Genomic DNA, 25352 nt, shown 5'->3' with positions numbered 1-25352 from the left:
TGCAAGGGTCCGTTGCGGGTCACTTGACCGGCTTCCAGGCGCCGGAGTCGATCGCGGCGGTGAGATTGTTGACAGCCTCGCGGATCGCCAGATCCAGGACTTTGCCGTTGAGCGTGGAGTCGTAGCTGGAGGTCCCGCCGAAGCCGACGACCTCGCGGTTGGACAAGGTGTACTCGCCGCCGCCCTGCACCGAATACACCACTTCGGATGTCGCGCTATCGACCACGTTCAGGCTGACCTTGGCATAGGCCTGCTGCTGCTTGCCGCGGCCGAGAATGCCGAACAGCTGCGTATCGCCGGTCTCCTTGCGGCCGAACTCGGTCACGTCGCCAGTCACGACGTAGTCGGCGCCCTTGAGTTGCTGCGCCTGGCCCTTGATCTGCGCTTCCTGCTTGATCTCGCCCATGTTGTCGCGATCCAGCACACGGAAACGATTGGTCTGCTGCAGATGGGTGATCAGGATGGTCTTGGCTTGGCTGCCCAGGCGATCCGCACCATCGGAAAACAGGCCGCGCATGAAGGACGAACGGTTGTCGAACTTGCCCACCGCGATCGGCGCGCGTGCGCCGGCGTAAGGCACGCTGGCCGCCGAAACTGTCTGCGGTTTGACGCTCTGATGGGTTTCGGTCGCGCAGGCCGCCAAGCCCAACGCAAGCGTCAACCCCATGGCCCCCTTGATCACACTGTTCTTCATCGATTGCCCCTTGTTGATACAGCTACGAAAAAACGCATCGCCATCGGCTCTGTCCTTGCCCAGCGTCGCCGCATGCGACAGGCATGCACGATCGCGTGCGGACGGCGCGATCCGGGCCATCGGCGAAAGCAGGGAAACAGGCGCTGCAGAAGAGTGATGTCGCTCCATGACCATCCTGCGCAGGGCAGGGAAAGAAAAATCCATGTCGTCCCGCGACGCAGCGGGACCCAGCTAGGTGATGTGTATCGGCGGCGCTAGGTGGAACTTTAGAAATTTTTGCGGAGCCGTCGCAATGCGGGCGTGCACGGGCCGTGTTGCTCGGTCGCCGGACCTGGATGCTGCGCCATCGCGTTGCGGCACACTGCATCGCGCCAGAGATCGGCCAATCCACAGCGGAGAATCGGCAATGCGCCGATCCCGGGCCACCGACGGCGACCCTACGCTGCGCAGCGAGCGAGATCGGTGCGCCACGACGCGGCCACCCCGGATTCCCGGATGCTCCCGCCCAACGCATGTTGGCGGTCCTGTGCGTCGGGAGAATCCTCATGCTCATTTATGTCGGCCTGGACGGCGATCAGGCGGATCAGCGCGGCGCCAAACTGAAAGCCTTGCAATCCCACTTCGGCGAAAACCAATCGCATGCGCTGACCCTGCTCGACGCGGCCTCGCTATCGCCCAGCAACAAGACGCGCGGCAAGCGCTTGGTGATCAATTCGCACGGCAACGTCAACGTCTTCGCCGGGCTTGCACCGGAGGCATTCCTGCAGCAACTGCTGGCCAAGGGACTGGGTAAGGAGTCGTTCGAGGAGATCGTGCTGATGGCCTGCCAGGTCGGCGCGCAGAGCCAAACCAACTCCATCGCCAACAACTTCGCCAAGGACCTGAAGCGCTTGCTGGTCGGCCACGGCATCCTCGCCAAGCTGTACGCGCCGCGCGGCACGCTGACCTACCTCGTGCACACCGAGCAGAAGCTGGGCCAGACGTTCTACGTGGTGGACAGCATGCATATTGCCTGCCCGGAGCGGAACTATCCGCTGGCGGAAGGCCTGCTGCTGGTGCAGTAAGTTCGCATGCCAACGCCCCGCAGATGCGGGGCGTTTGGCGAACACGCTACCGGACACACCCGCCTGGGCGGGCGCGATATCAGGCCGCGGCGGCGTCGGCCTTGCCCAGCACGCCGGCGACGAAGGCGCGCAGGTCGGCGTCCTTGGCGTTGTCGAAGAAGCACTGCTGGAAGCGCGGGCCGCCCACGGCCTGCTTGACCAGTTCCGGATCCAGCGCGCGCAGGCCATCCAGGTAGGACTTGGCCAGGGCCTGCTTGACCTGGGTCAGGATGCCGGCATTGGCCTGCTGCGATTCGCGGCGCTCGGCCGGGTAGCCCATGCCGCGCTCGCCGCTGAAGGCCTTCTCGAAGATGTAGCGCACGTTGATCTCCGCGCCCCAGCCGTAGCCCTTGGCGAAGGCCAGCGCCAGCGCGTTGCCGTTGTTGACCTGGGCGAACAGGTAGGCGTCGGTCGGCTCGATGCAGTAGCCGCAGAACACGCCCGGGTGCGCGTTGAGCGACATCATCGCGCCCTGGCCGGTGCCGCAGCCGGCGACCACGAAGTCCACCGCGCCGGCATTGAGCAGCAGGCCGGCGCAGATGCCGAGGTGGATGTAGGTCAGGCGGTGGTCGGCGTCGCCGTCCATGCCGACGTTGAACACGCTGTGGCCCTGTGCGGCGGCAACGTCGTTGAGCTGCTGCAGGATCACCGGGTTCTTGGCGGCCTGGCTGAACTCGTTCATTAGGGCGATTTTCATGGGGGGTCCTTTGGGGTGGGGGATTGGTTGGTGGGGGCAGGTTGGGCGGAACATGGGTCGGCGGCTGACGTACCCTCATCCGCCCTGACGGGCACCTTCCCCCAAAAAGGGGGCCGAGGTCCCGAAGGGAGAAGGGACGGCAGTTAGCGGGCGAGCCAGCCGCCGTCGACCGGGATCACCGTGCCGTTGACGTAGTCCGAGGCGCTGCTGGCCAGGAACACCGCGGTGCCGCCCAGGTCTTCCGGTACGCCCCAGCGGCCGGCCGGGATGCGGTCCAGGATCGCCTGGTTGCGTGCGGCGTCGGCGCGCAACTGCGCGGTGTTGTCGGTGGCCATGTAGCCGGGGGCGATGGCGTTGATGTTGACGCCCTTGGCGCCCCACTCGTTGGCCAGCAGACGCGTGATGCCGGCGATGCCGGACTTGCTGGCGGTGTACGAGGGCACGCGGATGCCGCCCTGGAACGACAGCATCGAGGCGATGTTGATGATCTTGCCGCTGCCCTGGGCGATGAAGTGGCGGCCGGCGGCCTGGCACATGAAGAACGCGGACTTGATGTTGACGTTCATGACGTCGTCCCAGTCCTGCTCGCTGAAGTCCACCGCATCGGCACGGCGGATCAGCCCGGCGTTGTTGACCAGGATGTCGAGACGGCCGAGCCCGGCCAGGGTCTCGTCGAGGATGCGCTGCACCGGCTCGATGCTGATCAGGTTGGCCTCGATGGCGACGAAGCGCCGGCCCAGCGCGGTGACCTTGGCCTCGGTCTCGGTGGGCGCGGCGATGCCGGCGGCGGCGATGTCGGCGCCGGCCTGCGCCAGCGCCACGGCGATGCCTTGGCCGAGGCCGGTGTTGGCGCCGGTGACCAGGGCGACCTTGCCTTCGAGACTGAACGGGTGGGTCATTGCGTGGACTCCTTGAGGGAATGCGGACGACGGGAATGGGAGCGGCGCGCGCGACGGCGGCCTACTTGAGCTGGCAGATGTCCAGCACGTGCATGTCGGTGTAGTCGAGGTTCTCGCCGCCCATCGCCCAGATGAAGGCGTAGTTGGCGGTGCCGGCGCCCATGTGGATCGACCACGGCGGCGACACCACGGCCTCGTTGTTCTGCACCACGATGTGGCGCTGCGCGTCCGGCTCGCCCATGAAGTGGTAGACGCGGTCGTTGACGCCGAGGTCGAAGTAGAAATAGACCTCGCTGCGGCGGTCGTGCAGGTGCGGCGGCATGGTGTTCCAGACGCTGCCCGGCTTGAGCACGGTCAGGCCCAGCAGCAGCTGCGAGGACTGGCAGGTGGCCGGCACGATGTACTGGTAGATGGTGCGTTCGTTGCTGGTCTCCAGCGCGCCGCGGTCCAGCGCCACCGCCTCGGCGATCGACAGGCGCTTGGTGGCGAAGCGCGCGTGCGCCGGCGTGGAGGCCAGATAGAACTGCGCCGGGTTGGCCGCGTCGTCGGAGGCGAACACCACCTCGGCGCTGCCCATCGCCACGTACAGGCCGTCCTTCGGGCCCAGCGGATACGCGGTGCCGTCGACGGTGACGGTGCCGCTGCCGGCGCCGACATTGATCACGCCCAGCTCGCGCCGCTCCAGGAACGGGTGGCCGGCGGCCGAGGCCGGCTCGGTCTGCGCCGGCAGCGTCAGCGCCCGCGTGCGCGGGGCGGCGCCGCCGAGCACGAAGCGCTCGTAGTGGGTGTACTTCAGGGTCACCGCGTCGTCCACGAACAGGCCATCGAGCAGGTACAGGTCGCGCAGCTGGTCGTTGCTGGCGCCCTTGATCGCGTCGGGATGGGTCGCGTAGTGGGTCTTGCAGTACAGGGACATGGGGCGCTCCAAGGCAGGCGACGGCATGTGTCAGCCCGCCACGGAGGACAGTCTAGCGGGTCTGGTAAACCGGTGTCATTCCGCAGTGCACGAAGGGCCGGGATTGGGGAGTCGGGATTCGGGATAAGAGCGCTGCGGCGCTCGCTGATGGCGTGCTAGCCGGGCGGCAGCGGCTGGCCGACGTCGATGCGGTTGCCGTCGGGGTCGGCGAAGACGAAGCAGCGCAGGCCGAAGTCGGCATCGCGGATCGCCTTGATGATGCGCACGCCCTGCGCCTGCAGGCCGTCGTACAGGGCCGCGGCGTCGTCGACGATCAGGTGGGCGACGTTGCTGGTGCTGCCGCGGTGGTCGGGACGCAGGGTCAGGTGCAATTCGGCGGCGTCCTTCTTCAGGATCACGAAACCGACCGGATTGCCGTTCTGGAACACGCTGCGAAAGCCCAGGCGCTCGGTGTAGAAGGCGACGGCGCGGGCGATCTCGGCGACGGGCACGGTCGGCGCCAGGCGGCCGAAACGGACCGCGACGGGGGCGGGGATGGGGGACGACATGGCGAAGGCTCCTCGCAGGAAGGCCGCGCGGTCCGCCCGGGCGGTGCCGGAACGGAGCGGGCCTTCGATGGGCGGAGCGGTGTCCGCACGGTCGGCGGCAGTGTAGACCGTTTGCGGCGAGTCGGGAGGCGGTGGGGGACACGTGCCCCGGCCGACATGTGGGTGCGACGCATGGATGGCGTTGAAACGCACACGCCCCGCGGTCAGCGGGTGCTTCACTGCTGCCTGGGAACGGCTCCCGGCCTCCTGGAAATCGTTCGCCGCGGCAGTTCGGTTCGTGCGCGTCGCGGCTGAAGCCGCTCCCACAGGAATGCGCCGGGCCTCCCTGTGGGAGGGACTTCAGTCCCGACGACGGAGGCTGTCAGTCGGCTTTCGGCTTCGCTTGTCGCGTCTGCACGACCGTCAACTCCCCACAAAGCGCCTGACACCCGCATTGCAGGTCGCTGACGCCGCATCCCGCAGCGGCGGATGCGCATGCGGCGGAGCCAGGCGAACTGCCGGGGCGCGAATCACGCATCTCGCCGTGTCGCGAGCGCCTGGCAGACCGCAAGCTTTCGTCTGCCACCGCTCGCTGCGGCAGCTCGCCGCGCTGCCGCGCTCAGTCTTCCGGCGGCTGGCAGGAGTCGCGCACGATCAGGTGCGGGCGCACGCTGGCCACCGCAAGCGACGGCGTGCCCTCGGGCTGGATCAGCATGGCCGCGGCGGTGCGGCCGGTGTCGCGGGTATGCCGGCGCACCGAGGTCAGCGAGGGCCACAGCCGCGAAGCCAGCGGGCTGTCGTCGTAGCCGATGATCGACAGCTGGCGCGGGATGTTGATGTTGGCGCGCAGCGCGACCTTGTACACGCCGGCGGCCATCTCGTCGTTGCCGGTGAAGATCGCGCTGGGGCGCTGCTTGCCCAGCAGCAGCTTTTCCGCCGCGGCCACGCCCGATTCGAAGGTGTAGCCGGCTTCGACGATGCGCGCCGGCGGCAGTTCGATGCCGCGCCGGGTCAGCGCGTCGATGAAGCCGGCGGTGCGCTCGTGCGCGGAGCGGTAGGCGCTGGGGCCGGTGATCAGGGCGATGTCGCGGTGGCCCAGCGACAGCAGGTAGTCGGCGGCCTCGGCGGCGCCGTCGCGGTCGTGGGTGACCACCATCTGCGAGGTGTCGTCCAGCGGCAGCGAGGCGATGCGGGTGTAGCGCACGCCGATGCCGGCGAGCATGTCCGCCAGCGCCTGGTCCTCGGAGGCGCGCGGCACCAGGATCACCCCGTGCAGCTTCTGCTGCTGCACGAAGCGGCGCACGCCCTCGATGTAGCCGGGACTGCGGCTGTCGCAAGGATGCACCACCAGCTCGAAGCTGGAGCCGCGCAGTGCGTCCAGCGCGCCGTACTGCATGTCCACGATGTACTGCGCGGTGGGGTTGTCGTAGACCATGCCGATCAGGAACGAGCGACGGAACGCCAGCCCGCGCGCCAGCGGGTCCGGCGCGTAGCCGACCTCGCGCATCAGCGCCTCGACCTTCTCGCGGGTGTCTTTGCGCACCAGCGGCGAGTTGTTGATGATCCGCGACACGGTCTTCTTCGACACCCCGGACAGGCGCGCGATGTCGTTGATCGTCGCGGCCTTGCCGTGGGCGGAAGCGGGAGCATCGACGGAACGGGGCTTGTTCGGCGCCATGGACGGAAAACCGGGCGAAAGAAAGGGGATTCTACTGGGTGTCATGTTCGCTCCAGCGCACGGTCACGGAAGCGGTGTAGGCGCACCGCCCCGGTGACCGGCCGCGGCGCTGCCAAGACAGGCAGCGGCGATCGGCGCGAACGGCCCGCGGTCACCCGCCTGGCGCGAGCCGGCGCCGCCGGGCCGGCTCAGGCGCGCAGCGCGCGCGGCAGCCACAGCGACAGCTCCGGGAAGAACGCCACGATCAGCAGCACGCACAGCGCCGCCAGCCAGAACGGCCAGATGGTGCGCATGCTCTGGGCCACGGTGATCTGCCCGATCGAGGTGCCGATGAACAGCACCGAGCCCACCGGCGGGGTGATCAGGCCGATGCCGCCGGCCAGCACCATCACCAGGCCGAAATGGATCGGGTCGATGCCGTAGGCCTTGGCTACGGGCAGGAAGATCGGCGTGCAGATCAGGATCTTCGGCGCCAGGTCCATGAACATGCCCAGCAGCAGCAGCATCACCACGATCATCAGCAGCACCGTGTGCTGGCTGTGGGCGATGGACTGCAGGAAGTGCACCGCCGCCGCCGGTACCTGCAGGTAGGCCAGCAGCCAGCCGAACACCGCCGCGGTGGCGATCACGAACAGGATCACCCCGGTGGTGCGCGCGGCATGCGTCACCGCACCGAAGAACTCCGCCCAGCGCAGCTGCCGGTACAGCAACGCGGTGACCAGCAGCGCGTACACCACCGCGATCGCCGCGCTCTCCACCGCGGTGAAGATGCCGGCGCGGATGCCGACGAAGATCAGCGCGACCAGGCCCAGGCCCGGCAGCGCGCCGACCAGACGCAGCGCCACCGCGCGCCAGCCCGGGAACGCCTCGGTGCCGTAGCCGCGCGAGCGCGCCACCGCGTAGCCGGTGAGCATCATCGCCGCGGTCATCAACAGCGCCGGGACGATGCCGGCGGCGAACAGGTCGGCGATCGACAGGCCGCCACCGGCCGCGGCCGAGAACAGGATCAGGTTGTGCGAGGGCGGCACCAGCAGCGCCACCAGCGCCGCGGTCATGCTGACGTTGACCGCATAGTCGCGGTCGTAGCCGCGGTTGATCATCTGCGGAATCATGGTGCCGCCGACCGCCGAGACGTCGGCGATGGCCGAGCCGGACACGCCGCCGAAGAACAGCGAGGACAGCACGCTGACCTGGCCCAGGCCGCCACGCATGCGCCCGACCAGCGAGGACGCCAGCGCGATCAGGCGGTCGGAGATGCCGCCGCGCAGCATCAGTTCGCCGGCGAAGATGAACAGCGGGATCGCGATCAGCGACGCCGAGCCGCTGCCGGCGGAGATCTGCTGCACCAGCACCACCGCCGGCAGGTCCAGATACAGCAGCGTGGCCAGCGCGGCCGTGCCCAGCGCGTATGCCACCGGCACGCCGATCAGCAGCAGCACCACGAACAATCCCAACAGGATGGCGATGGCCATGCTCAGTTCCTCCCCATGGTGGTGCCCGGGCGCAGCACCCGCCAGGCCTGGTACAGCGCGAACACGCTCATCAGCGCGCCGCCGATCGACAGCGGCAGGTAGTTGATGCTCTGCGGCATCTGCGCGCCGGCCATCTTGATGTCCAGCCCGTCCAGCAGCAGCACCGCGCCCCACCACGCGATCACCGCACCGATGGCGGCCACCAGCAGCGGGCGCACCAGGTCGATGACGCGGCGCAGGCTGGCGTGCAGCGTCTCGGCCAGCAGGAAGAAGCCGAAGTGGCGGCGTGTGTGCACGCCGGCGGCGGCACCCAGGCTCATCGCCGTGCTCAGCAGCAGCAGCGTCACCGGCTCGGTCCAGCTCGGCGAGTCATTGAGCACGTAGCGGGTGAACACCTGCCAGCCCTGCACCACCACCAGCCCGAGCAGGGCGGCGGCGGCGGTGCCGATGGCGAGGTTGGCGATCCGGTCCAGCAGCCGCTGCAGCGGCGGCACCGGGAGGGCGGGGGCGTGGTCGGTCATCGGCATGGGCTCAGGCGAAATCGCGAATGCGGCGGTAGAGGGCTTCGATCTCCGGCTGCTGCCGGTACTCGGCCAGCAGCGGCGCGGCGGCCTTGCGGAAGGCCGGCATGTCCACCTCGTTGATGGCCACGCCGTAGTCGATCACCTGCTGCCGCGCCTGCGCCTCGGAGGCATCCCACAGCCGGCGCATCACCGTCACCGACTGCCGCGCCGTCTCCAGCACCAGCGCGCGCTGGTCCGGCGTCAGCGTCTCGAAGCTGCGCCGGGACATCACCAGCACGTCCGGCGCGTACGAGTGATCGCTCTGCGACCAGTAGTGGGCGGCCTCGAAGTGGCGGCTGGACTGGAAGCTGCGCATGTTGTTCTCGGCGCCGTCGATCATGTGCGTTTCCATCGCCGAGAAGGTCTCGCCCAGCGACATCGGCGTGGGGTTGGCGCCGAGCATGCGCATCAGCTTGAGGAAGATGTCCGAGTTCGCCACGCGCAGCTTGAGCCCGTGCAGGTCCTTGGGCTGCCGCAGCGGATGCTTGGTGTTGTAGAAGCAGCGCGCGCCGGAGTCGTAGATCGCCAGCCCGACCAGGTCGCGCTGTTCGAAGCTGCGCAGGATGCTGTCGCCGACGTGGCCGTCGATCGCGCGGCGCAGGTGCGCCACCGAGTCGAACACGTACGGCAGGCACAGCGCCTGGGTCAGCGGGAAGGCGTTGTTCAGCGCGCCGGAATACACGCGGGTGATGTCGATGGCGCCGAAGCGCGCCATGTCGATCGCCTCCGCCTCGCGACCGAGCTGGCCGGAGTGATACTCGCGCAGGCGCAGGCGTCCGCCGGTCTTCTGCTCCAGGATCTGCCCGAACCAGCGCACCGCCTCCACGGTGGGGTAGTCGGCCACGTGCACGTCGGTGGCGGTGAGCAGGCGCGTACCGCTACCGCCGGCCTGCGCCAGCGCACCCAGCGGCACGCCGGCCGCGGCCGCCGCGGTCAGGCCCGCGCCCAGGAATCGTCTACGAGTGATCATGCTGCGCCCTCCCGCGCGTCATTGCCGTCGCCAGCCTAGGCCGCGACTGCCTTGCAGTGAAGTTCGCCGTAGCCGTCGAAGCGGATCGTCGCCTGCTGGCCGATGGCGATGTCGTGGATACCGGTGGCGTTGCCGGTGGCGATCAGCTCGCCGCGGCGCAGCGGCCGGCCACGCCTGGCCGAGCGCGCCAGCGCGAACGCGAACGCCGCACGCAGCCCGCCCGGCAACAGCGTGGCGCCGCCGGTGCCCACGCACTGGCCCTCGATCCAGGTCTCGGCGCGCAGCGCGGTCTCGTCCAGCGCGGTCCAGTCCGGCACCTGCGGCCCCAGCAGCAGGCCGTTGTTGTTGCCGAAATCGGAGATCACCACGCGCGGCCCCAGCTGGTTGATCGTGGCCAGCGGGCTGCTCGCCACCTCGACGCCGACGAACAGCGTCGCCGGCACCTGCGCGGCCTGCTGTGGAGTCCAGTGCAACTGGTCGGCCGGCACGTCCGCGTCCAGGCGCAGTACGTACTCGGCCTCGACCGCGCCGAAGCCGCCGTCGAACACCGGGATGTCCGTTGTTCCACCGGTAGCATTCCACAGCGCAGCCGCGAAGATCGGGCCCAGCAGGCGCTCGTCCCCGGAGTGGTCGCGACGCTCGGGTGCGATGTAGCCGACCTTCCAGCCGACCACGCGGTCCGGCCATTGCGCGATCGCCAGGTCCTGCACGCGGTAGGCGGTCTCCAGATCGTCGGGGATGACACCGGGGAAATCGGGCAACGAGCGGCCCTGGCGACGGGCCTGGACGAAGCGGGCCGCGATGTCGGCCAACGCGGGCGGTGGCGTCTGCGACGGGCCGGAAGGAAGGCTCAAGGGCATCTCCGCAAGGAATGTGGGGGATCGGAATTGCTGCGCCGCGCATCGACAGCGCGTTGCGCCGTTGTATATGGTAAACCGGTGTCATTGGCAATGTGCGGTGCGGCAAAAGGCCCGGAATCGGGAATCGGGAATCGGGAATCGGGAATCGGGAATCGGGAATCGGGAATCGGGAAAGGCAAAGGCAAAGGCAACAGCAACAGCAACAGCAACAGCGATACAGCGCCATGCGGTGGCGCAGGCGGCGCGCACACTGGGGCCATCGTGCCCTCGGCCACGCGCCGCAGGTTTCTTCCATCCACGACGAGATCTCGATGATGCCAGCCCGACTCCTCGCCACCCGCCTACGTCCCGCCGAACCACTGTCCCCATCCTGCGGCAGGCACAGCCCCCGCTCCGGCATCGCCCTGCTGGCGGCGCTGTGCCTATCGCTGGGCGCCCTCGGCCCGGCGGCAGCGGCCGAGCGGCCGGCCAGCGAGAGCGCCGCCGAGGCGGCGGCTCGGCTGCCGCTATGGCCCGGTCCGGCGCCGGGGTCGACGGCCGGCTCCGAGCACGCGCGCCTGGTCGAGCGCAGCGACGACCCGGCCCTGCCCGATCGCGCGCTCAGCGGCCGCTATCAGCCGTATCTGGTGGTGTACCGGCCGAAGACGCCGAACGGCAGCGCGCTGCTGGTCGCGCCCGGCGGCGGCTATGCGCGCGTGGTGCTGGACAAGGAAGGCACGGCCTTGGTGCCGATCTTCGCCGAACAAGCCGGCATCACCCTGTTCGTGCTGCGGTATCGGTTGCCTGATGCGGCCGTCGACGGCGCCACGTCGCGCGACCAGCCGCTGGCCGATGCGCAGCGCGCGCTGCGCCTGATCCGCGCGCGTGCCGCCGATTACGGCGTGGATCCGCAGCGCATCGGCGCGATCGGCTTCTCCGCCGGCGGCCACGTCGCCGCCAGCCTCGGCACCCGCTACGACGACGTGGTGTATCCGGCGCGCGACGCGATCGACCGGGTCAGCGCGCGGCCGGATTTCCTATTGCTGCTGTACCCGGTCATCGACATGGGCAGCGGCACCGCGGCGCACACCGGCTCACGGCTGCGGCTGCTGGGCCGCCATCCGGACGCGGCGACCATGGCCGCCTACTCGCTGCAGAACCGGGTGCATGCCGGCATGCCGCCGACCTTCCTGGTGCACGCGCAGGACGATCCGGTAGTGCCGGAAGAGAACAGCCTGCTGTTCTACCAGGCGCTGCGCCAGGCCGGGGTGCCGGCCGAGCTGCACCTGTTCGCCCATGGCGGACATGGCTTCGGCACCCGCGGCATCGCTGGCCTGCCGCTGGCGGCATGGCCGCAGCTGGCGCTGGGCTGGATGCGCAGCGTGCAGGACGATCCCCGCGCCCGCGCGCCGATCCCGCCACCGGCGGGCACGCCGTGAGCCTGCCCATGAACGGTCTCTCCACCACGCGGCGGCGCCCGCCTCGCCCGTCCCACGCACGCGGCCGGACCGCCGGCCGTCGCAAACGCGGCCACGCCGCCACACCTCTCGCGTCCCCGATCGCCTAGCCAGGACACCGTCCACGCATGACCGCCCGCCCTCGCTTGCCTGCCCCGCTCCTCACCGTGCCCGACGCAGCCGCCCCCGACGACCACGGCCGCCGCCGCTTCCTGCGCGACGGTGCGCTCGGCGCGCTGGCCTTGAGCGGCGCGCTGCCCGGTCTGGCGACCGCCTCGGCGCCGACGCCGGCGGCGCCGCTGGCGCGCACCCGCAGCGGCCGCATCCGTGGCGTGCGCGAGCAGGGCGTGTGCGTGTTCAAGGGCATTCCCTACGGCGCCGACACCGCGCCGCGGCGCTTTCAGCCGGCGCTGCAGGAACGGCCCTGGCATGGTGTGCGCGACTGCAGCGCCTATGGTGCGTCGGCGCCGCAGCGCGGGTCCGAGCCAGTCAGCGAGGACTGCCTGTTCCTCAACGTCTGGACCCCGGGCCTGCGCGACGGTGCGAAGCGTCCGATCCTGTTCTACATCCACGGCGGCGCCTACAACAACGGCTCCGGCAGCGACCCGCTGTACGACGGCGTGCGCCTGTGCCAGCGCGGCGACGTGGTGGTGGTCAGCGTCAATCACCGCCTCAATGCGTTCGGCTATCTGTACCTGGCGCCGTTCGGGGGCGACGCCTATGCCGCCTCCGGCAACGTCGGCCAGCTCGACCTGGTGCAGGCGCTGCAGTGGGTGCGCGCGCACGCGGCCGAGTTCGGCGGCGATGCCGGCAACGTCACCGTGTTCGGCCAGTCCGGCGGCGGCGCCAAGATCGCCACGCTGATGGCGATGCCGGCCGCGCAGGGGCTGTTCCACCGCGCCTGGACCATGAGCGGGCAACAGGTCACCGCCGCCGGGCCACGTGCCGCCGGCCAGCGCGCGCAGTTGCTGCTGCAGGCCCTGCAGCTGGAGCCAGCGCAACTGGACGCGCTGCGCACGCTGCCGCTGCAGCGCGTGCTCGAGGCCACGCGCATCCGCGATCCATCGCGCGCGGAGGACACCGCGCTGTACCTGGGCCCGGTGCTGGATGCGCAAGTGCTGCACCGGCATCCGTTCTGGCCGGACGCGCCGCCGCAGTCGGCGCGCATCCCGATGGTGATCGGCAACACCCACGACGAGACCCGCGCCTTCCTCGGCCACGATCCGGCCAACTTCGCGCTGACCTGGGACGCGCTGCCGGCCAAGCTGGCGCAGGAGCAATACGTGGACCTGTCGCCGCAGGTGGTGATCGCCGAGTACCGACGGCTGTATCCGCACTACACACCGAGCGAGGTGTTCTTCGCCGCCACCACCGCCGGCCGCTCCTGGCGCGGCGCGGTCGAGGAAGCCGAGGCGCGCGCGCGGCAGGGCGCGCCGACCTGGGTCTACCAACTGGACTGGGGTTCGCCACTGGACGGCGGCAAGTTCGGCGCCTTCCACACCCTGGACATCCCGCTGGTGTTCGACAACATCCGCCAGCCCGGATCGCGCACCGGCGATGGCGCCGACGCGCAACGCATGGCCGATGCGATGAGCGCGGCGCTGCTGGCCTTCGCCCGCCACGGCGATCCCAACCACGCCGGCCTGCCGCGCTGGGCACCGTATTCGCTGGCCCAGCGCGAAACCCTGCTGTTCGACACCGACAGCCGCCTGGCGCACGACCCGCGCGGCGGCGAGCGCCGGCTCTATGCGCAGGTGCCGTTCGTGCAGCGGGGGACGTTGTGAGGCGGTGCCACGATCGCCGCGCGCGGCGCGCGTGGCCGTGACGAAACACCCGTGTGCGCCTGTCGAAAGCAGAGGCGCGCTTCCCGGGTCGGTGGGTGTGCTGCGTCGGGACTGAAGTTCCTCCCACAGTGGCGGCGGCTGCGGCGGCGTCGGTCGCGAGGGCTGGTGCGCCGGATCACTGCGCTACCAGCCCGTGTCCTCGGCCAGCACCACGCGGTTGCCGACGGCGCGCGCGGCGTCCAGCAGCGCCTCGGCGCGCTGCATCAGCGTGGCTGGCGTGTCCTCCGGCGTGGCCAGCAGCGCACCGACGCTGACCGTCAGCGCCTGCGCGTCCGCCGCATCCTGCGCGATCGCCATCACCTCGACCATGTCGCGCAGCGCCGGCGCCACCTGGCGCAGGTGCGCGCCGCTGGCGTCGTACAGCACCAGCGCGAAGCGGTCGGCGCCGATGCGCATGGCCACATCCAGCGGTCGCAGCAGGCATTGCGTGGCCTCGGCCACCTCCAGCACCGCGCGGTCGGCGGCCCCGGCGCCGCTGCGCTGGTTCAGCGCGGCGAAGCCGTCGAGTTCGACCAGGATCAGCGCCAGCCCGCGCTGCAGGCGCCCGCGCTCGGCCAGCGCCACCGCCAGGTGTTCGTCGAAGCGGCGGCGGTCGCCCAGGCCGGTGAGCGCGTCGCGCAAGGCCTCGTCGTCGCGTACCCGCCGCTGCAGGAAGCCTTCGCGGCGCGAGTGTTCGCGCAGGTAGCCGCCGGCCGCACCGACCGGCACCGCGGTCCACAGCAGCCACTGCAGGCGCAGATAGGCATCGTGCGCCGCGCCCTCCAGCAGCAGATGGCCGGCCACGGCGCTGATCGCGCACAGCAGCAGCGCCACCCCCACGCTCTGCCACAACGCCATGCCCAACGGGAAGAAGCCGGCCACGATCACCAGGGTCATCACCGCCGCCGCATAGCGCAGTTCCTGCGGCGGGTAGCCGATGCTCGACAGCACCAGCCCGGTGCCGCCGACCAGCAGCAACAGCGCGGCACGGCCGGGGCCGTGCGTGTCGGCGCGATGGATCGCCACCGCCACCCACAGCAACGCCAGCAGGGTCGCCACGCGCACCGCCACCGCATAGCCGAGCAGGCCGCCGCCGCGCCAGCCGAAATGCACCGCGTCCCAGCCCAGCAGCAGCAGCGCGATCAACACGCCCAGCGAGGCCGCCACGCGCTGCGCGAAGCCCAGCGTGGCGGCGGTGTAGTGGCGGTACGCCCGTTCCAGCGGAGGATCGAAACGCAGCGCGGCGAATCCCTTGCGCAATTGCGCCGCGTAGGCCTCGCCCGGCGGTGCGTCGTGTGGCTCCTGGTAACGCTCGTGCATGCAGTCCCCTGTCGACGGCAACGCGGCGCGAAGTGCGGATCAGGTCACGTCAGATCGTGTCACCCGATTCGGTTTCGCGCGGACGCTGCGGTGCCCACGTCGAGACCATGAAAAAGCACCGGCGCGTGATTGTCCACTTTTGGGACGATCGGTTGCGTGACAGCAGCGCCCTGCCGCGCCGCCTTGGCACGGCAGGGCGAGCGTCAGCGCGGCGGCGGGAACGCCCACACGCTGTGTGGATCGCCGCCCTGCCCGCGGCGATACGCGGCGCACGCCATCTGCCAGTAGGCCCAGGCCAGCGCCAGCGCGCAGGCGTCGATGGCCAGCAGCGTCCCGCTGCTCCACGGCGCCACCCAGCCGGCGGCGCCGCGCAACCCGGCCAGCGGCACCAGCGCGGTCAGCACCGCACAGGCCAGCAGCAGTTCGTAGGCGCCGCGCGCGGTCGGCCGCAGCAGCGACCAGGCCACGCCGAGCGCGAACACGGCGTAGTACGCCCCGCGCTCCATCCCCGGCGGCAATAGGCGCGCGGCCACGAACAGCGCCGACACCCCGGCCACGCAGCCCAGGCAGACGCCGGCGGTCAGCCGCGCCATGACGTGGGTGCGCAACGGCTGCGCGACCTGGCGGCGCTTCCGCCGCGCTTCCACCCACAGCAGGTTGCCGCTGTAGAACAGGAAGGCGCCGCCGAGCCCGAGCAGGAAGTACAGCCACTGCAGCGGCCAGCGCCCGTAGTCGCCGAAGTGCAGGGTCTGCAGGCCGCGCAGCGCGGCCACGCCCGGCGACATGGTCTGCGGCGACAGCACCCGCAACACCTGGCCGTCGGCCGCGCGCAGCGCCACGCCGCCGAGCGTGTTGAGCCGGCGCTGCTCCTGGTGGCCGTACAGCTCCACCTGCGCGTTGGCGTCGCCGGCATCGTGGAAGGACAGGCTCTCCGGCACGAAGCCGGGATTGGCCGCGCGCGCCCGTGCCACCAGCTCGGCCACCGGCAGCATCGGCGCAGGCACGTGCGCGGGCTGCACGTGCGGCGCCAGTTCGAAGTCCGGCTGCAGCACCTGCATCAGCTTGCCGTCGAACACCAGGTACTGGAACGGCGCCAGCAGCAGCACGCCCAGGGTCAGCACCGCGCCGGACCAGGCGAAGATCACGTGGAACGGCAGCGACAGCATGCCGATGGCGTTGTGCGCGTCCTGCCACAGGCGCTTGACGTTGCGGCCGCGGCGCAGCGCGAACAGGTCCTTGAGCAGCACCGGCGCGTACAGCACCACGCCGCTGACCAGGGCCACTCCGTACAGCAGGCAGACCACGCCGAACAGGTAGGTGCCGAAGGTGCGCGGCAGCCCGGCAGTGAAGTGCAGGTCGTACAGGAACGCGACGAAGCCGCTGCGCTGCGGCAGCTGCACCGGCTGCCCGTCGGCACCGGGCTGGAACTGCACCATGCCGCCGAAGGCCTGCTGCGCGGCCGGCCCGAACGCGAACAACTGCGGCTGCGTGCGGCCCTCGCCGGGCAGCATCAGCGTGTACGACTCGGCCAGCGCCGGATGCCGCGCCAGCACCGCATCGGCCAGCGCCTGCGCGGCCTGCTCCGGCGGCAACGCCGGGGCCTGCACCGCGGCCGGGCGCGGCCACTGCTCCAGGTCGTGGGTGAACACGTTGATGGCCCCGGCGTAGAAGGCGATGAACAAGGCCATGCCGGCGAGCAGGCCCATCCAGCTGTGCGCCGACAGGAACTGGCGCAGGGTCGCGGCCTTCATGCGCTCACCTGCACGAGGTGGGTGGCCTTGAGCAGGTAAAGCGCCACGTAGCACAGTGCGGTCGCAGCGCCCAGCCACAGCCACGCGCGCGCGCCGCTACGGAACACGAAGGCCAGCGACATCGCGCCGACCCACAGCGGGAACACCAGCAACAGCCAGGGCAACGTATGCACCTGCAGGTCGCCCGGCCACAGCAGCACGCACAAGCCGATGACGCCCACCGCCAGCGGCAGGCCCAGCACGATCGCCGCCAGCCACCTAGCCCACATCGCCAGCCCCTTGGTGCAATTGCCGCCACGCATCCAGGTACGGCAGGGCCACCGCCGCCAGCATCGTCGCGCTCAACGCGGCGAAGACGCCGGCCCACACGCCCAGCGCGGCGATCGCCGCGCCCAGTGCCACTGCGCACAGCAGCGTGCCGGCCACGCGCAGCGCGCGCGCGTGCCGGCGCCAGGCTGGGCGCAGCCGCTGGTGCGCGGTGGCCAGGTAGAACGCCAGCGCCGCCAGCGCGGCGGCCAGCAGATAGCCGGCGGTGGCAAAGGCGAGCATCACCAGCGCGCCTCGAAACCGATGCCGACCACGCGCGGCGCGCCCAGGATCGCGACCGGATCGGTGGCCCAACGGTACTGCACGTAGTCGCGGTCGAGCAGGTTGTTGGCGAAGATCCACGCGCTCCAGTCCAGGTTCTCGTAGCCGAACTTGGCGTTGACCACGGTGCGCGAAGCCAGTTGCACAGCGCCGGCGCCGATGTCGGTGTAGACGCGGTCGCGGAAGCTGGCGTTGAGGTTGGCCAGCCAGCCCTCGGCGAAGCGCCAGTTGGCGCCTAGCGCCGCGGTCCAGTGCGGCGCGTAGGCGAATTCACGGCCGGCGTAGTCGATGACCGAGGCGCCGGCGATGGTGGCGAAGCTGTCGTAGCGGGTGCGCGCATAGCCCAGCGAGCCGTACCAGTCGAAGGCTTCGCTGGGGCGGTGGCTGGCCTCCAGCTCGGCGCCGTACAGATGCGCGCGGCCGGCGTTGACGGTGTTGTAGTCGAAGCTGTTGAGGCCGAAGTAGGCGGTGGTCTGCTTGTCCTTCCAGTCGATGTAGTAGGCGTTGGCATTGAGGGTCAGGCGCCGGTCCAGCCACTGCGAGCGCAACGCGGCCTCGTAGTTCCAGGTGTATTCCGGGTCGTAGGGGAAGGCCTGGCTGCGCGCCGAGTTGAAGCTGGAGCCGCCGGAGCGGTAGCCGCGCTGCACCACAAGGCTGGTCGACAGGTCCGGGTTCCAGTCGTAGCGCATGCCGAGCTTGGGCAGCAGCGCATCGAAGTCGCGCGTGTTCCAGGCCACCTCGCCGTTGGCCGAGCGCACGATGCCCGCCACGCCCTGGTTGATCGCGACGATGGCCCGATACAGCGCGGTGCCGCTGGCGGCGAAGGCGGCCGGGTCGGGATAGCGGCCGGCGAAGGCCGCGGTGGTGTCGGAGGCCATGGCGTAGCGCTGGTGGTCGTAGCGCAACCCGCCGAGCAGCGAGAACCCGCTGCCCACCTGCCACTGGCCGTCGGCGAACAGCGCACGGTTGCTGGAGCGGGTCGGGCTGGCGCTGACGTAGTCGACCGGAATCACCGGCAGCGCCTGCGCGTAGCGGGTGGCGATCGCGCTGGCTGTGGCGGCCGGGAAGCCGGCGCTGCGCAGCAGCCCGGCGATGGTGGTGGTCGGCGTGGCGACGTTGTTCAGCAGTTGCGCGTCGTTGTCTTCCACGTGCCGCGCCCAGTACGCGCCGATCAGGCCCTGCACCGCGGTGCCGGCGTAGTGCAGGCGCAATTCCTGCGAGGCGGTGGTGTCGTCGAGCTGGCGCCGCGCGTAGCCGGCATTGTCCGGGCCATGGTCCATGTCCCACAGGCTGGACGAGGTGACCTTGTTCCAGGCGCTGACCGAGGACAGCGACCAGGCGTCGGAGAGCGCGTAGTCGGCCTGCAGGGTGACGATGTCGCTGTCGCTGCGGGTGCGGTCCGGGGTGTTGTTGGTGGTGTAGCGGTGCGCGAAATAGTCGGGCAAATCGGTGCGCACGTAGCTGTACATGTATGGCCCGGTGCGGTGCGAGCGGGTGTAGCCGAGCTGCACCTTCAGCCCGGCGATCGCCGACGGCGTCCACAGCAGCTTGCCGCGGTAGATCGCCGAGACCTGCGCGTCGTCGGCGGCCTGGCGGGTGAGGTTCCAGGTGTAGCCGTCGAAGCTGCGCTGCTCCACCGAGGCGCGGAACGCCAGTTCGTCGGCGACGATCGGGCCGCCGACCGCGCCGGCCAGGCTGCGGTCGGAGGGATCGGAGGCCAGTACCCGCAGCTTGCCCTGCCAGTCCATGGTCGGCTCGGCGGTGCGCAGGACGATCGCGCCGGCCAGGGCGTTCTCGCCCTGCAGGGTGGACTGCGGGCCGCGCAGGATTTCCACCTGCTGCAGGTCCCACAGGCTCAGCGGCGCCCAGCTGATCGCCTTCCACGGCAGGGCGGCGCCGTCCAGGTAGATGGTAGCCAGCGGCGCATCGCTGCCGCCGTCGATGTTGCGGATGCCGCGGATGCTGAAGCCGGCATCGCCGTAGGTCTGGGCCATGTTGGCGGTGCGGTTGAACACCTCGTAGGCGTTCTGCAGGTTCTCCTGCTCGATGCGCGCTTCGGTGGTGACGGCGACCGAGCTGGTGGTGTCCTGCACGCTGCGGCCGCTCTTCTCGCCGGTGACGACGATCTGGTCGAGGGTGGTGGGATCAGGAGGCGGCGCGGCATCGGCGCCGGCAGCGCGCGTTGGCGGCGCCCAGCTCAGCAAGACGGATACCACGCATAAGGACAACACGGACCGCGCGACGCGCATACACCACTTCCCCCGAAAGACTCACGGTTGAAGGCATGGCGGCGGCTGTGCCTGGCTGCCGGACGCGGCAGCGCTGGGCGCGGACTTTAGCAGAGCCGGGGCGGGGCTGCCATGGGATTTGGGATGGGTGGCAGGTTTGCTCAGGGGTCTTGGGAGCGTAGGAGTTGCTTCAGCCGCGACGGGTTTTGCCGGGAACGCCCGTCGCGGCTGAAGCCGCTACTGCAGCTCACTTCATCTGATACATCAGTCAAGAGCAAAGGCTTTCGCCCTTGCGGGCGAGTTACTTTTCTTTGCTTGTGCAAAGAAAAGTAACCAAAAGAAAGCACACCCTGCCTACGCGCCCTCCGCGCTGCGCGCTCCGGGTCCGCGTCCATCACGGGGATCCGCGGAAGGGGCATCCTGCCCCTGCCGCGGACGGCGTACATCCATGTACGCCGCCCTTCGGGTGTTTCCCCCTGATGGCCGCCGCTTCGGAAGGGAACCCGGTAGATCAAAAGCAACAGCCAAAGCCGCAAGCAAAGAGCAAAGAGCAAAGAGCAAAAAGGCTATGGCTACAGTTACCGGCTATTTACTGCTGCGAAAACGCAAACGGGCGGGAGGACTGTCGCCCTCCCGCCCGCTGGTGCCGGCAGGTGCTGCCGGCGTGGTGCTACGACGTGCTGCGATCAGTGCCAGTGCAGGTTGAAGGAGACGCCGACGATGCGCGGTTCGTTGTACACCGCCGCCATGTAGTTCTCGATCACGCCCTTGAGGTTCTTCTCGTTGGTGATGTTGCGGGCGAACGCGGCCACTTCCCATGCGCCGTAGTCGCCGGTGTAGCCCAGCTTGAGGCCGCCCTCGAAGTTGCCGTTGGAGGTGAACTCGGTGGAGTCGTACAGCACGAAGCTGGTGTAGCCCTGCTTGTTCCAGTCGGTGGCGACGAAGAAGGCGCCGCCGTCGTTGACCGGGATGTCGTAGCGCGCGGCCAGGTTGACGTTGTACTTGGGCGCGTTCGGCAGCGGGTTGCCGTCGATCTGGGCGAAGGTGTTGTTGCCGATGCGGATGGTCGGGTCCTTCACCGTGCACACCACCACGCCGTTCAGGCCGCACACCTGCGCATACACGCGCTTGTCCTGGATCTCGCTGTGCAGCAGGCTCAGGCCCGCGGTCAGCGACAGATTGGGGATCGGGCGCCAGTCCAGGTCCGCCTCCATGCCGTAGGCCTTGGCCTTGTCGGCGTTGAACAGCACGCCGTTGCCGTTGGAGTCGTTGCCGTTGAGCTGGATGTCGTCGACGGTGTAGGTGAAGCCGGTGACGTTCAGGCGCAGGCGGTTGTCGAACAGGTTGCTCTTGATGCCGGCTTCCCACGACAGGATGGTTTCCGAGTCGGCGGTGGTGAAGTCGGAGTTGAACACCGCCGAACGGCCCTGGATGGTCGGGCCGCGGAAGCCGCGGGCGACCTTCGCGTACACGTTGACGTTCGGGTTGATCGCGTACATCGCGCTCAGGTCCCAGCTCGGCTGGGTGTCGGCCAGGCGCACGTCGCGGCGGCCCTTGTAGGTGACCACGCCGGCCGCGGTGTCGGCGGTCTTGAGCAGCTTGGTCTCCTTGCTGTCGCGGGTCTGGCGCACGCCGGCGGTCAGGGTCAGTGCGTCGGTGACCTTGTAGGTCAGCTGGCCGAAGCCGGCCCAGGAGGTGTTGCTGTTGTGCAGGCGCACCCAGTTGTTGGGATTGCGCGCGGCGGTCTGCAGGAAGTAGGCGCGCTGGTAGAAGTCGGTGGTGTCCTTGCCGTCGAAGTAGAACGCGCCGGCCTGCCACTGCAGCGGGGCGTCGCCTTCGCTGGCCAGGCGCAGTTCCTGGGTGTACTGGTCCAGGTCGCGCACCTGGCCCATCGACTGGCCGTAGCCGTTGGGCACGCCGTTGACCGGGAAGTTGGCCGCGGCGCCGCCGTCGGTATCGCCGCGGCTGTAGCCGGAGGTGGTCTCGTAGGCGCTGATCGAGGTCAGCGAGACGCCGCCGAAGTCGTAGATCGCCTTCAGCGAGGCGCCGTGGGTCTTGTACGCCTGCGGGTTGTCGTGGGCCTCGTCGTAGGCCACCTGGTCGCGCGGCACGTCGACCTTGTTCGAGCCCTTGTGCAGGGCGCCGCGCAGGAACAGCGTGGAGGTGCCGTCGTAGTCGCGGGTGTGGAACGAGCCGAGCAGCGAGAAGTTCTCGCTCGGCTTCAGCAGCAGCTGCAGGCGCGCGTTGCGGTCGTCGTAGCCGCCCATCGCGTCCTTCTTCGGGGTGACCGTGCCGTCGGCGCTGGGGCCGGTGTAGGTGTTGTCCACCCAGTCGTCGCGGTGCTGATACAGGGTGGACACGCGGAACGACAGCACGTCGTTGATCGGGCCGCCGATGCCGCCGTCGACCGAGACGGTGTTGTAGCTGCCGTAGCTGGCGGTGACGCGGCCGGTGTAGTCGTCGCTGGGCTTGATGCTGTCGAACTTGACGATGCCGGCGGTGGTGTTGCGGCCGAACAGCGAGCCTTGCGGGCCGCGCAGCACTTCCACCTGGTCCACGTCGTAGACTGGGTTGGACTTCAGCACCACGTGCTCCAGCACCACGTCGTCCTGGATGATCGACACCGGCTGCGAGGCCCCGAGGTAGAAGTCGATGTTGCCCAGGCCGCGGATGTAGAAGCGCGGGAAGATACGGCCGGTGGTGGTCTCGGCGTAGAAGCTGGGCACGCGGCCGGACAGCGCCAGCAGCGTGTCGTCGCCGCCGGCGGTGAAGTCGCGCATCGCCTCGCCCTGCACCACGCCCACCGACACCGGCACCTCCTGCAGGTTCTGCTCGCGGTGCTCGGCGGTGACGATGATGGTGTCCAGCGAGGTCGCCGCGTCGCCAGTACCGGCGGCGTTGGCCGGGCGGGTCTCGCTGCCGGCCAGCGACGGCGCGCTGTCCTGCGCGGCGGCGGCGGCGGCGACCGAGGCCAGCACCAGGGCGGCGCAAGCCTGCGCCAGGCGGGTACGGGCCGGCGCGGCGCGCGCGGTCATCGGCCGCGGGGAGAGAGAGGAGAGCAGCATGTCGGATCCTTGTGAGCGCGCAGAATCGAGTCCGTTCGGCTTGCGCAGCAGCCCGCGACGGCATGCGCCATACGGTGGCGCAGCGCGGCACGATATGTCGTCTGTGTTGCACCGCCATTGCAATGACGGCGCGGCGGCCACGGCGCGACGATGCGTGACCGCATACCGTCACGCCACGCCGTCGCAGCGGACATCTACGGACCTCATGCATCGCGACGGCGAACTGCAGCCGGACCTGCAGGCCCGCCGCGACGCCATCGCCCCGCACCGCAGCGCCGAACTGCGCGCCGACCGCCAGGACCTGACGCCACTGGCCAAGCCACAGCAGGGCGTGCACCTGCTGCGCGAGGCGTTTCCCTCGGCGACGCCGATTCCCGGGGTGGTGGACGCGGGCACGGGGGAACGATAGGACCCAGGATGCCACGCGCCAGCGGCGTGATTCAGGCCGAAGCGTCCGGTTCTGCGCGACGGTATGCCACGTGCTGCAGGGGCTGCAGCGGCTCCGGCATCGGCACGGCGACATGCACTTCTTCGAGGTCCCAGCTCGCCGGAAAGTCCGCGATCACCTCGGTGGCGGCGCACGAGCAGCTTTCGCGAGGCGCTTCCATCGGCGGGCCGTCGTATTCGAAGCGCAACCGGACCACGCGGCGCGCCTGGTCGGCCTCGATCGAGGCCTGCCGCAGCTGCGGGTGCACCTCACCGAGCAAGGCGCGCTGCAGGCTCAGCAATAGCGCGGTACGACTGCCGACGTCATCCATCGCGCTTCCCTCGTCTACGCCGGCGACGTCATTGCGTGCAGCGCTGCGCGGCAAAGTCGGCCAGGCGCTGGGTGAGCGTGCCTTCCTGCCACACGATGTCGAGGATCACCCAGCGACCGTCCTGGCGGCCGAGCACCAACGTATCCGTCCACTGCTGGTCATCGATGGCCAGACGGGCGCGCACCTGCGCGGCGGCGCCGGTGACTTGCGCGGTCGTCGAGACCAGCGCCGTCGGTTGGTCCGGCCACAGGAAGAAGGGGCTCTGGTCGAGCATGTGCGGCTTGACGTCTGCAGGCACAAGTTTGGCGCAGGCTGCCTCGTAGGCGCGCTGCGCCTCCAGCGCCGCGAACAGTTCCCGCCCAAGCAGATGCCGCATCTGCGCAACGTCGCCATCGGCGTGCTTGGGCGCGATCGCCCAGGCATAGAACGTCTGGACCGTGCGCGCCGGCGACTCGCCCGCGATGGCGGCGAACGCGCTCAGCCACAGACTTATCGCACACAGAACGCGCATTCCTCTCATGGATCGTTGCCACCTCGGGCCGCCAGGTGCGGCATGGCGATCCTCGACCAGTGGCTGCGCGGCGTCAATGCGAGCGCTGCCTCGTGCGCCAGCGGCCGGCGTGACCGCAGCAACCAGATGCCTAGGTAACAGGAGACATCCGATTTCACCGGAACTGCAACCACGTAGAGCGGCTTCAGCCGCGACAGGCTTTCCCGGGAATGCCCGTTGCGGCTGAAACCGCTCCTACAAGGCCACGACACATGCCGCTACATCGCAGCGAAAGCGCGTCACCAGGGCATCCTTCAGTCGCTGTCCACCCCGAGCACGCTCAAGCGCAGCGGCGGTGCATCCGGCCCGATCGGCGCATGCGCCAGGGTTCCGGTCACCCTCACCACCTGGCCGACACCTTCTTCGCGCAGGTGTGCGGCCTGGTCCGCGGTGACCGCCAGCCGCAGCTGGCGCACCTGCTCGTGCCGCGGCTGGCGCCCATCCGCCGACGCCGCCACGCACAGCGGCTGCGGCAGGATCAGTACCTCTTCCTGGGTCGCTGCCGCAGCGGCAGCGGCGTCCGGATGCGCATGCGTGTGCGGGACAGTAGGCGGGGCGGCGTCGGTGGGCGACGGCGCCAGAATACCGGACAGGGTGACCTGAGTCGGGCCATACGGCAGACAATGCCTGGGCGCCGCCATCAGCTCGGGCGAGGTGCCGATCAGCAGCAACGGGAACAGCGACAGGGTACGGATCGGCATGGTGGCACGCGGATGGAGAGGGACCGCCGAGCATACCCAAGCGCGATGGCGCGTGTGCTGCAGTCCGCGCCATCGCGTCGCGCAGCCCTACCGGCGGTCAGGGTTCGCGTTCCACCACCACGTCGGTGAACCGCGGTTCCGCCGCGATCAGCGCATGCAGCCGCGCAAAGCACGGATCGTCGTCGCGCATCGCATGGCGGCCGAGCAGCCGCTCCCAGAACGAACGCTCCTTCTCGATCTGCAACATCCAGGTATGGTTGCCATCGACCTCTTCCTCGGCGTAGGCGCCGACCAGGTAGGTGCGCCCCTGGCATTCCGCTTCGGAGGCCCAGCCCCAGTCCTCCGGGTCCGGCTCGGACAGGACCATGGCGTCGCCCACACGCACGCGCAGCCAGTCCAGCAGCGAGCTGCCGCGGATCGGATTGATCGGATTCTCCGGCTCGGCGCTCACCTCGAGCAGACGGGAGCGGAAATGGATGACAGGATGCATGCGGCAGCTTGACTCTCGAACGATCGGGGGGGCGGACGCGCGCGTCGGCGCGGCTGCGTCATGGCGCGCAAGCGCGGATGGGCGGTCCCGGAGGGTAACGCACGCGCGGCGGTCCAGGTGGACAGCGGTGCGGCACGTCATGTAGCTCGCGTGGCCTACGCAGGCGCCTGCGGCACGCAGAGACGGCACTCGCAGCAGCCAGCGACCAACGCCGGACACCATGGTGCCGCAACCGGCCAGATCCATTGCAGCATGCCTGCATG

23 protein-coding genes and 1 pseudogene are annotated in these 25352 nt (G+C 69.8%); 4 read left to right on the top strand and 20 right to left on the bottom strand.

Translation table 11 applies throughout. The annotated features are described in order from the left end of the window. Positions 1-19: 19 nt before the first annotated feature. The gene (locus tag RAB70_RS03695) at positions 20-898 is read right to left on the bottom strand and encodes a CsgG/HfaB family protein (protein WP_225851490.1); all 879 of its coding nucleotides are present in this window, start codon (positions 896-898) and stop codon (positions 20-22) included. A 131-nt stretch (positions 899-1029) separates the two neighbouring features. Here RAB70_RS03695 and RAB70_RS03690 point away from each other — a divergent pair, with 131 nt between their 5' ends. Further along, the gene (locus tag RAB70_RS03690) at positions 1030-1758 is read left to right on the top strand and encodes a hypothetical protein (RefSeq protein WP_265531065.1); all 729 of its coding nucleotides are present in this window, start codon (positions 1030-1032) and stop codon (positions 1756-1758) included. 79 nt (positions 1759-1837) lie between these two features. On the opposite strand, the gene RAB70_RS03685 is transcribed toward RAB70_RS03690, so the two are convergent. The 9 genes from RAB70_RS03685 to RAB70_RS03645 form a co-directional block, all read right to left on the bottom strand. Beyond that, positions 1838-2494, bottom strand: a complete 657-nt coding sequence (locus RAB70_RS03685; RefSeq protein WP_026144165.1) for an RpiB/LacA/LacB family sugar-phosphate isomerase — start codon at positions 2492-2494, stop codon at positions 1838-1840. Between the two features lie 143 nt (positions 2495-2637). Then, entirely contained in the window at positions 2638-3393 is a 756-nt protein-coding gene (kduD, locus tag RAB70_RS03680) for a 2-dehydro-3-deoxy-D-gluconate 5-dehydrogenase KduD (protein ID WP_010343054.1), read from the bottom strand. 61 nt (positions 3394-3454) lie between these two features. After that, on the bottom strand, positions 3455-4309 hold the full coding sequence (kduI, locus tag RAB70_RS03675; protein WP_148828277.1) for a 5-dehydro-4-deoxy-D-glucuronate isomerase: 855 nt from the start codon (positions 4307-4309) through the stop codon (positions 3455-3457). 155 nt (positions 4310-4464) lie between these two features. Then, positions 4465-4857, bottom strand: a complete 393-nt coding sequence (locus tag RAB70_RS03670; RefSeq protein WP_148828276.1) for a VOC family protein — start codon at positions 4855-4857, stop codon at positions 4465-4467. Between the two features lie 598 nt (positions 4858-5455). Further along, on the bottom strand, positions 5456-6514 hold the full coding sequence (locus tag RAB70_RS03665; protein WP_017907811.1) for a LacI family DNA-binding transcriptional regulator: 1059 nt from the start codon (positions 6512-6514) through the stop codon (positions 5456-5458). A 188-nt stretch (positions 6515-6702) separates the two neighbouring features. After that, positions 6703-7986, bottom strand: a complete 1284-nt coding sequence (locus RAB70_RS03660) for a TRAP transporter large permease (protein ID WP_017907812.1) — start codon at positions 7984-7986, stop codon at positions 6703-6705. A 2-nt stretch (positions 7987-7988) separates the two neighbouring features. Beyond that, entirely contained in the window at positions 7989-8507 is a 519-nt protein-coding gene (locus tag RAB70_RS03655) for a TRAP transporter small permease (RefSeq protein WP_167522044.1), read from the bottom strand. Between the two features lie 10 nt (positions 8508-8517). Further along, entirely contained in the window at positions 8518-9519 is a 1002-nt protein-coding gene (locus tag RAB70_RS03650) for a TRAP transporter substrate-binding protein (protein WP_017914540.1), read from the bottom strand. Positions 9520-9554: 35 nt separating this feature from the next. Continuing rightward, positions 9555-10379 (bottom strand): 2-keto-4-pentenoate hydratase, encoded by an 825-nt coding sequence (locus RAB70_RS03645; protein WP_170268128.1) that lies wholly within the window; start codon positions 10377-10379, stop codon positions 9555-9557. A gap of 314 nt (positions 10380-10693) precedes the next feature. Between RAB70_RS03645 and RAB70_RS03640 the strand changes: the two genes are divergently transcribed. Further along, a complete protein-coding gene (locus RAB70_RS03640; protein WP_225851580.1) occupies positions 10694-11797 on the top strand; it encodes an alpha/beta hydrolase in 1104 nt (367 codons plus the stop codon). A gap of 146 nt (positions 11798-11943) precedes the next feature. Continuing rightward, on the top strand, positions 11944-13599 hold the full coding sequence (locus RAB70_RS03635) for a carboxylesterase/lipase family protein (RefSeq protein ID WP_148828275.1): 1656 nt from the start codon (positions 11944-11946) through the stop codon (positions 13597-13599). A gap of 183 nt (positions 13600-13782) precedes the next feature. Here RAB70_RS03635 and RAB70_RS03630 read toward each other — a convergent pair whose 3' ends face one another. The 6 genes from RAB70_RS03630 to RAB70_RS03605 form a co-directional block, all read right to left on the bottom strand. After that, a complete protein-coding gene (locus RAB70_RS03630) occupies positions 13783-14958 on the bottom strand; it encodes a diguanylate cyclase (RefSeq protein WP_148828274.1) in 1176 nt (391 codons plus the stop codon). 203 nt (positions 14959-15161) lie between these two features. Then, positions 15162-16709: a PepSY domain-containing protein gene (locus RAB70_RS03625; RefSeq protein ID WP_148828273.1), complete on the bottom strand. Its 1548-nt coding sequence runs from the start codon at positions 16707-16709 to the stop codon at positions 15162-15164. Continuing rightward, positions 16706-16978 (bottom strand): hypothetical protein, encoded by a 273-nt coding sequence (locus RAB70_RS03620; protein ID WP_017916978.1) that lies wholly within the window; start codon positions 16976-16978, stop codon positions 16706-16708. Before RAB70_RS03620 ends, RAB70_RS03625 begins: the two co-directional genes overlap by 4 nt. Further along, positions 16968-17258, bottom strand: a complete 291-nt coding sequence (locus RAB70_RS03615; protein WP_148828272.1) for a hypothetical protein — start codon at positions 17256-17258, stop codon at positions 16968-16970. Before RAB70_RS03615 ends, RAB70_RS03620 begins: the two co-directional genes overlap by 11 nt. Further along, positions 17258-19513, bottom strand: a complete 2256-nt coding sequence (locus RAB70_RS03610) for a TonB-dependent receptor (RefSeq protein WP_225851579.1) — start codon at positions 19511-19513, stop codon at positions 17258-17260. Before RAB70_RS03610 ends, RAB70_RS03615 begins: the two co-directional genes overlap by 1 nt. 698 nt (positions 19514-20211) lie before the next feature. After that, positions 20212-22590 carry a TonB-dependent receptor gene (locus tag RAB70_RS03605; protein WP_148828270.1) on the bottom strand — a complete coding sequence of 793 codons (2379 nt, stop codon included), beginning with the start codon at positions 22588-22590 and terminating at the stop codon, positions 20212-20214. 208 nt (positions 22591-22798) lie between these two features. Between RAB70_RS03605 and RAB70_RS03600 the strand changes: the two are divergent. Beyond that, a pseudogene (locus RAB70_RS03600) lies at positions 22799-22999 on the top strand (DUF1264 domain-containing protein); the annotation flags it as partial. A 31-nt stretch (positions 23000-23030) separates the two neighbouring features. On the opposite strand, the gene RAB70_RS03595 reads toward RAB70_RS03600, so the two are convergent. The 4 genes from RAB70_RS03595 to RAB70_RS03580 all read right to left on the bottom strand — a co-directional run bounded on the left by RAB70_RS03595 (position 23031) and on the right by RAB70_RS03580 (position 25089). Beyond that, a complete protein-coding gene (locus RAB70_RS03595; RefSeq protein WP_223875635.1) occupies positions 23031-23348 on the bottom strand; it encodes a hypothetical protein in 318 nt (105 codons plus the stop codon). Positions 23349-23376: 28 nt separating this feature from the next. Further along, entirely contained in the window at positions 23377-23859 is a 483-nt protein-coding gene (locus RAB70_RS03590) for a DUF3828 domain-containing protein (protein WP_148828269.1), read from the bottom strand. A 293-nt stretch (positions 23860-24152) separates the two neighbouring features. Then, positions 24153-24599, bottom strand: coding sequence for a hypothetical protein (locus RAB70_RS03585; RefSeq protein ID WP_148828268.1), 447 nt, complete (start codon positions 24597-24599; stop codon positions 24153-24155). A gap of 97 nt (positions 24600-24696) precedes the next feature. Then, complete coding sequence (locus RAB70_RS03580) at positions 24697-25089, bottom strand: hypothetical protein (RefSeq protein WP_148828267.1); 393 nt, start codon at positions 25087-25089, stop codon at positions 24697-24699. Positions 25090-25352: the final 263 nt, after the last annotated feature.

It is taken from the genome of Xanthomonas sontii (assembly GCF_040529055.1).
Taxonomy (GTDB): domain Bacteria; phylum Pseudomonadota; class Gammaproteobacteria; order Xanthomonadales; family Xanthomonadaceae; genus Xanthomonas_A; species Xanthomonas_A sontii.
This window is presented reverse-complemented; position numbering and strand designations above follow the sequence as displayed.

Coding starts and splice junctions, on each gene's coding strand:
- RAB70_RS03650 (WP_017914540.1), bottom strand. CDS start 9,519: ATGATCACTCGTAGACGATTCCTGGGCGCGGGCCTGACCGCGGCGGCC.
- RAB70_RS03690 (WP_265531065.1), top strand. CDS start 1,030: ATGCTGCGCCATCGCGTTGCGGCACACTGCATCGCGCCAGAGATCGGC.
- RAB70_RS03590 (WP_148828269.1), bottom strand. CDS start 23,859: ATGCGCGTTCTGTGTGCGATAAGTCTGTGGCTGAGCGCGTTCGCCGCC.
- RAB70_RS03595 (WP_223875635.1), bottom strand. CDS start 23,348: ATGGATGACGTCGGCAGTCGTACCGCGCTATTGCTGAGCCTGCAGCGC.
- RAB70_RS03630 (WP_148828274.1), bottom strand. CDS start 14,958: ATGCACGAGCGTTACCAGGAGCCACACGACGCACCGCCGGGCGAGGCC.
- RAB70_RS03640 (WP_225851580.1), top strand. CDS start 10,694: ATGCCAGCCCGACTCCTCGCCACCCGCCTACGTCCCGCCGAACCACTG.
- RAB70_RS03655 (WP_167522044.1), bottom strand. CDS start 8,507: ATGACCGACCACGCCCCCGCCCTCCCGGTGCCGCCGCTGCAGCGGCTG.
- RAB70_RS03580 (WP_148828267.1), bottom strand. CDS start 25,089: ATGCATCCTGTCATCCATTTCCGCTCCCGTCTGCTCGAGGTGAGCGCC.
- kduI (WP_148828277.1), bottom strand. CDS start 4,309: ATGTCCCTGTACTGCAAGACCCACTACGCGACCCATCCCGACGCGATC.
- RAB70_RS03635 (WP_148828275.1), top strand. CDS start 11,944: ATGACCGCCCGCCCTCGCTTGCCTGCCCCGCTCCTCACCGTGCCCGAC.
- RAB70_RS03665 (WP_017907811.1), bottom strand. CDS start 6,514: ATGGCGCCGAACAAGCCCCGTTCCGTCGATGCTCCCGCTTCCGCCCAC.
- RAB70_RS03685 (WP_026144165.1), bottom strand. CDS start 2,494: ATGAAAATCGCCCTAATGAACGAGTTCAGCCAGGCCGCCAAGAACCCG.
- RAB70_RS03695 (WP_225851490.1), bottom strand. CDS start 898: ATGGATTTTTCTTTCCCTGCCCTGCGCAGGATGGTCATGGAGCGACAT.
- kduD (WP_010343054.1), bottom strand. CDS start 3,393: ATGACCCACCCGTTCAGTCTCGAAGGCAAGGTCGCCCTGGTCACCGGC.
- RAB70_RS03620 (WP_017916978.1), bottom strand. CDS start 16,978: ATGTGGGCTAGGTGGCTGGCGGCGATCGTGCTGGGCCTGCCGCTGGCG.
- RAB70_RS03585 (WP_148828268.1), bottom strand. CDS start 24,599: ATGCCGATCCGTACCCTGTCGCTGTTCCCGTTGCTGCTGATCGGCACC.
- RAB70_RS03615 (WP_148828272.1), bottom strand. CDS start 17,258: ATGCTCGCCTTTGCCACCGCCGGCTATCTGCTGGCCGCCGCGCTGGCG.
- RAB70_RS03605 (WP_148828270.1), bottom strand. CDS start 22,590: ATGCTGCTCTCCTCTCTCTCCCCGCGGCCGATGACCGCGCGCGCCGCG.
- RAB70_RS03670 (WP_148828276.1), bottom strand. CDS start 4,857: ATGTCGTCCCCCATCCCCGCCCCCGTCGCGGTCCGTTTCGGCCGCCTG.
- RAB70_RS03625 (WP_148828273.1), bottom strand. CDS start 16,709: ATGAAGGCCGCGACCCTGCGCCAGTTCCTGTCGGCGCACAGCTGGATG.
- RAB70_RS03645 (WP_170268128.1), bottom strand. CDS start 10,379: ATGCCCTTGAGCCTTCCTTCCGGCCCGTCGCAGACGCCACCGCCCGCG.
- RAB70_RS03660 (WP_017907812.1), bottom strand. CDS start 7,986: ATGGCCATCGCCATCCTGTTGGGATTGTTCGTGGTGCTGCTGCTGATC.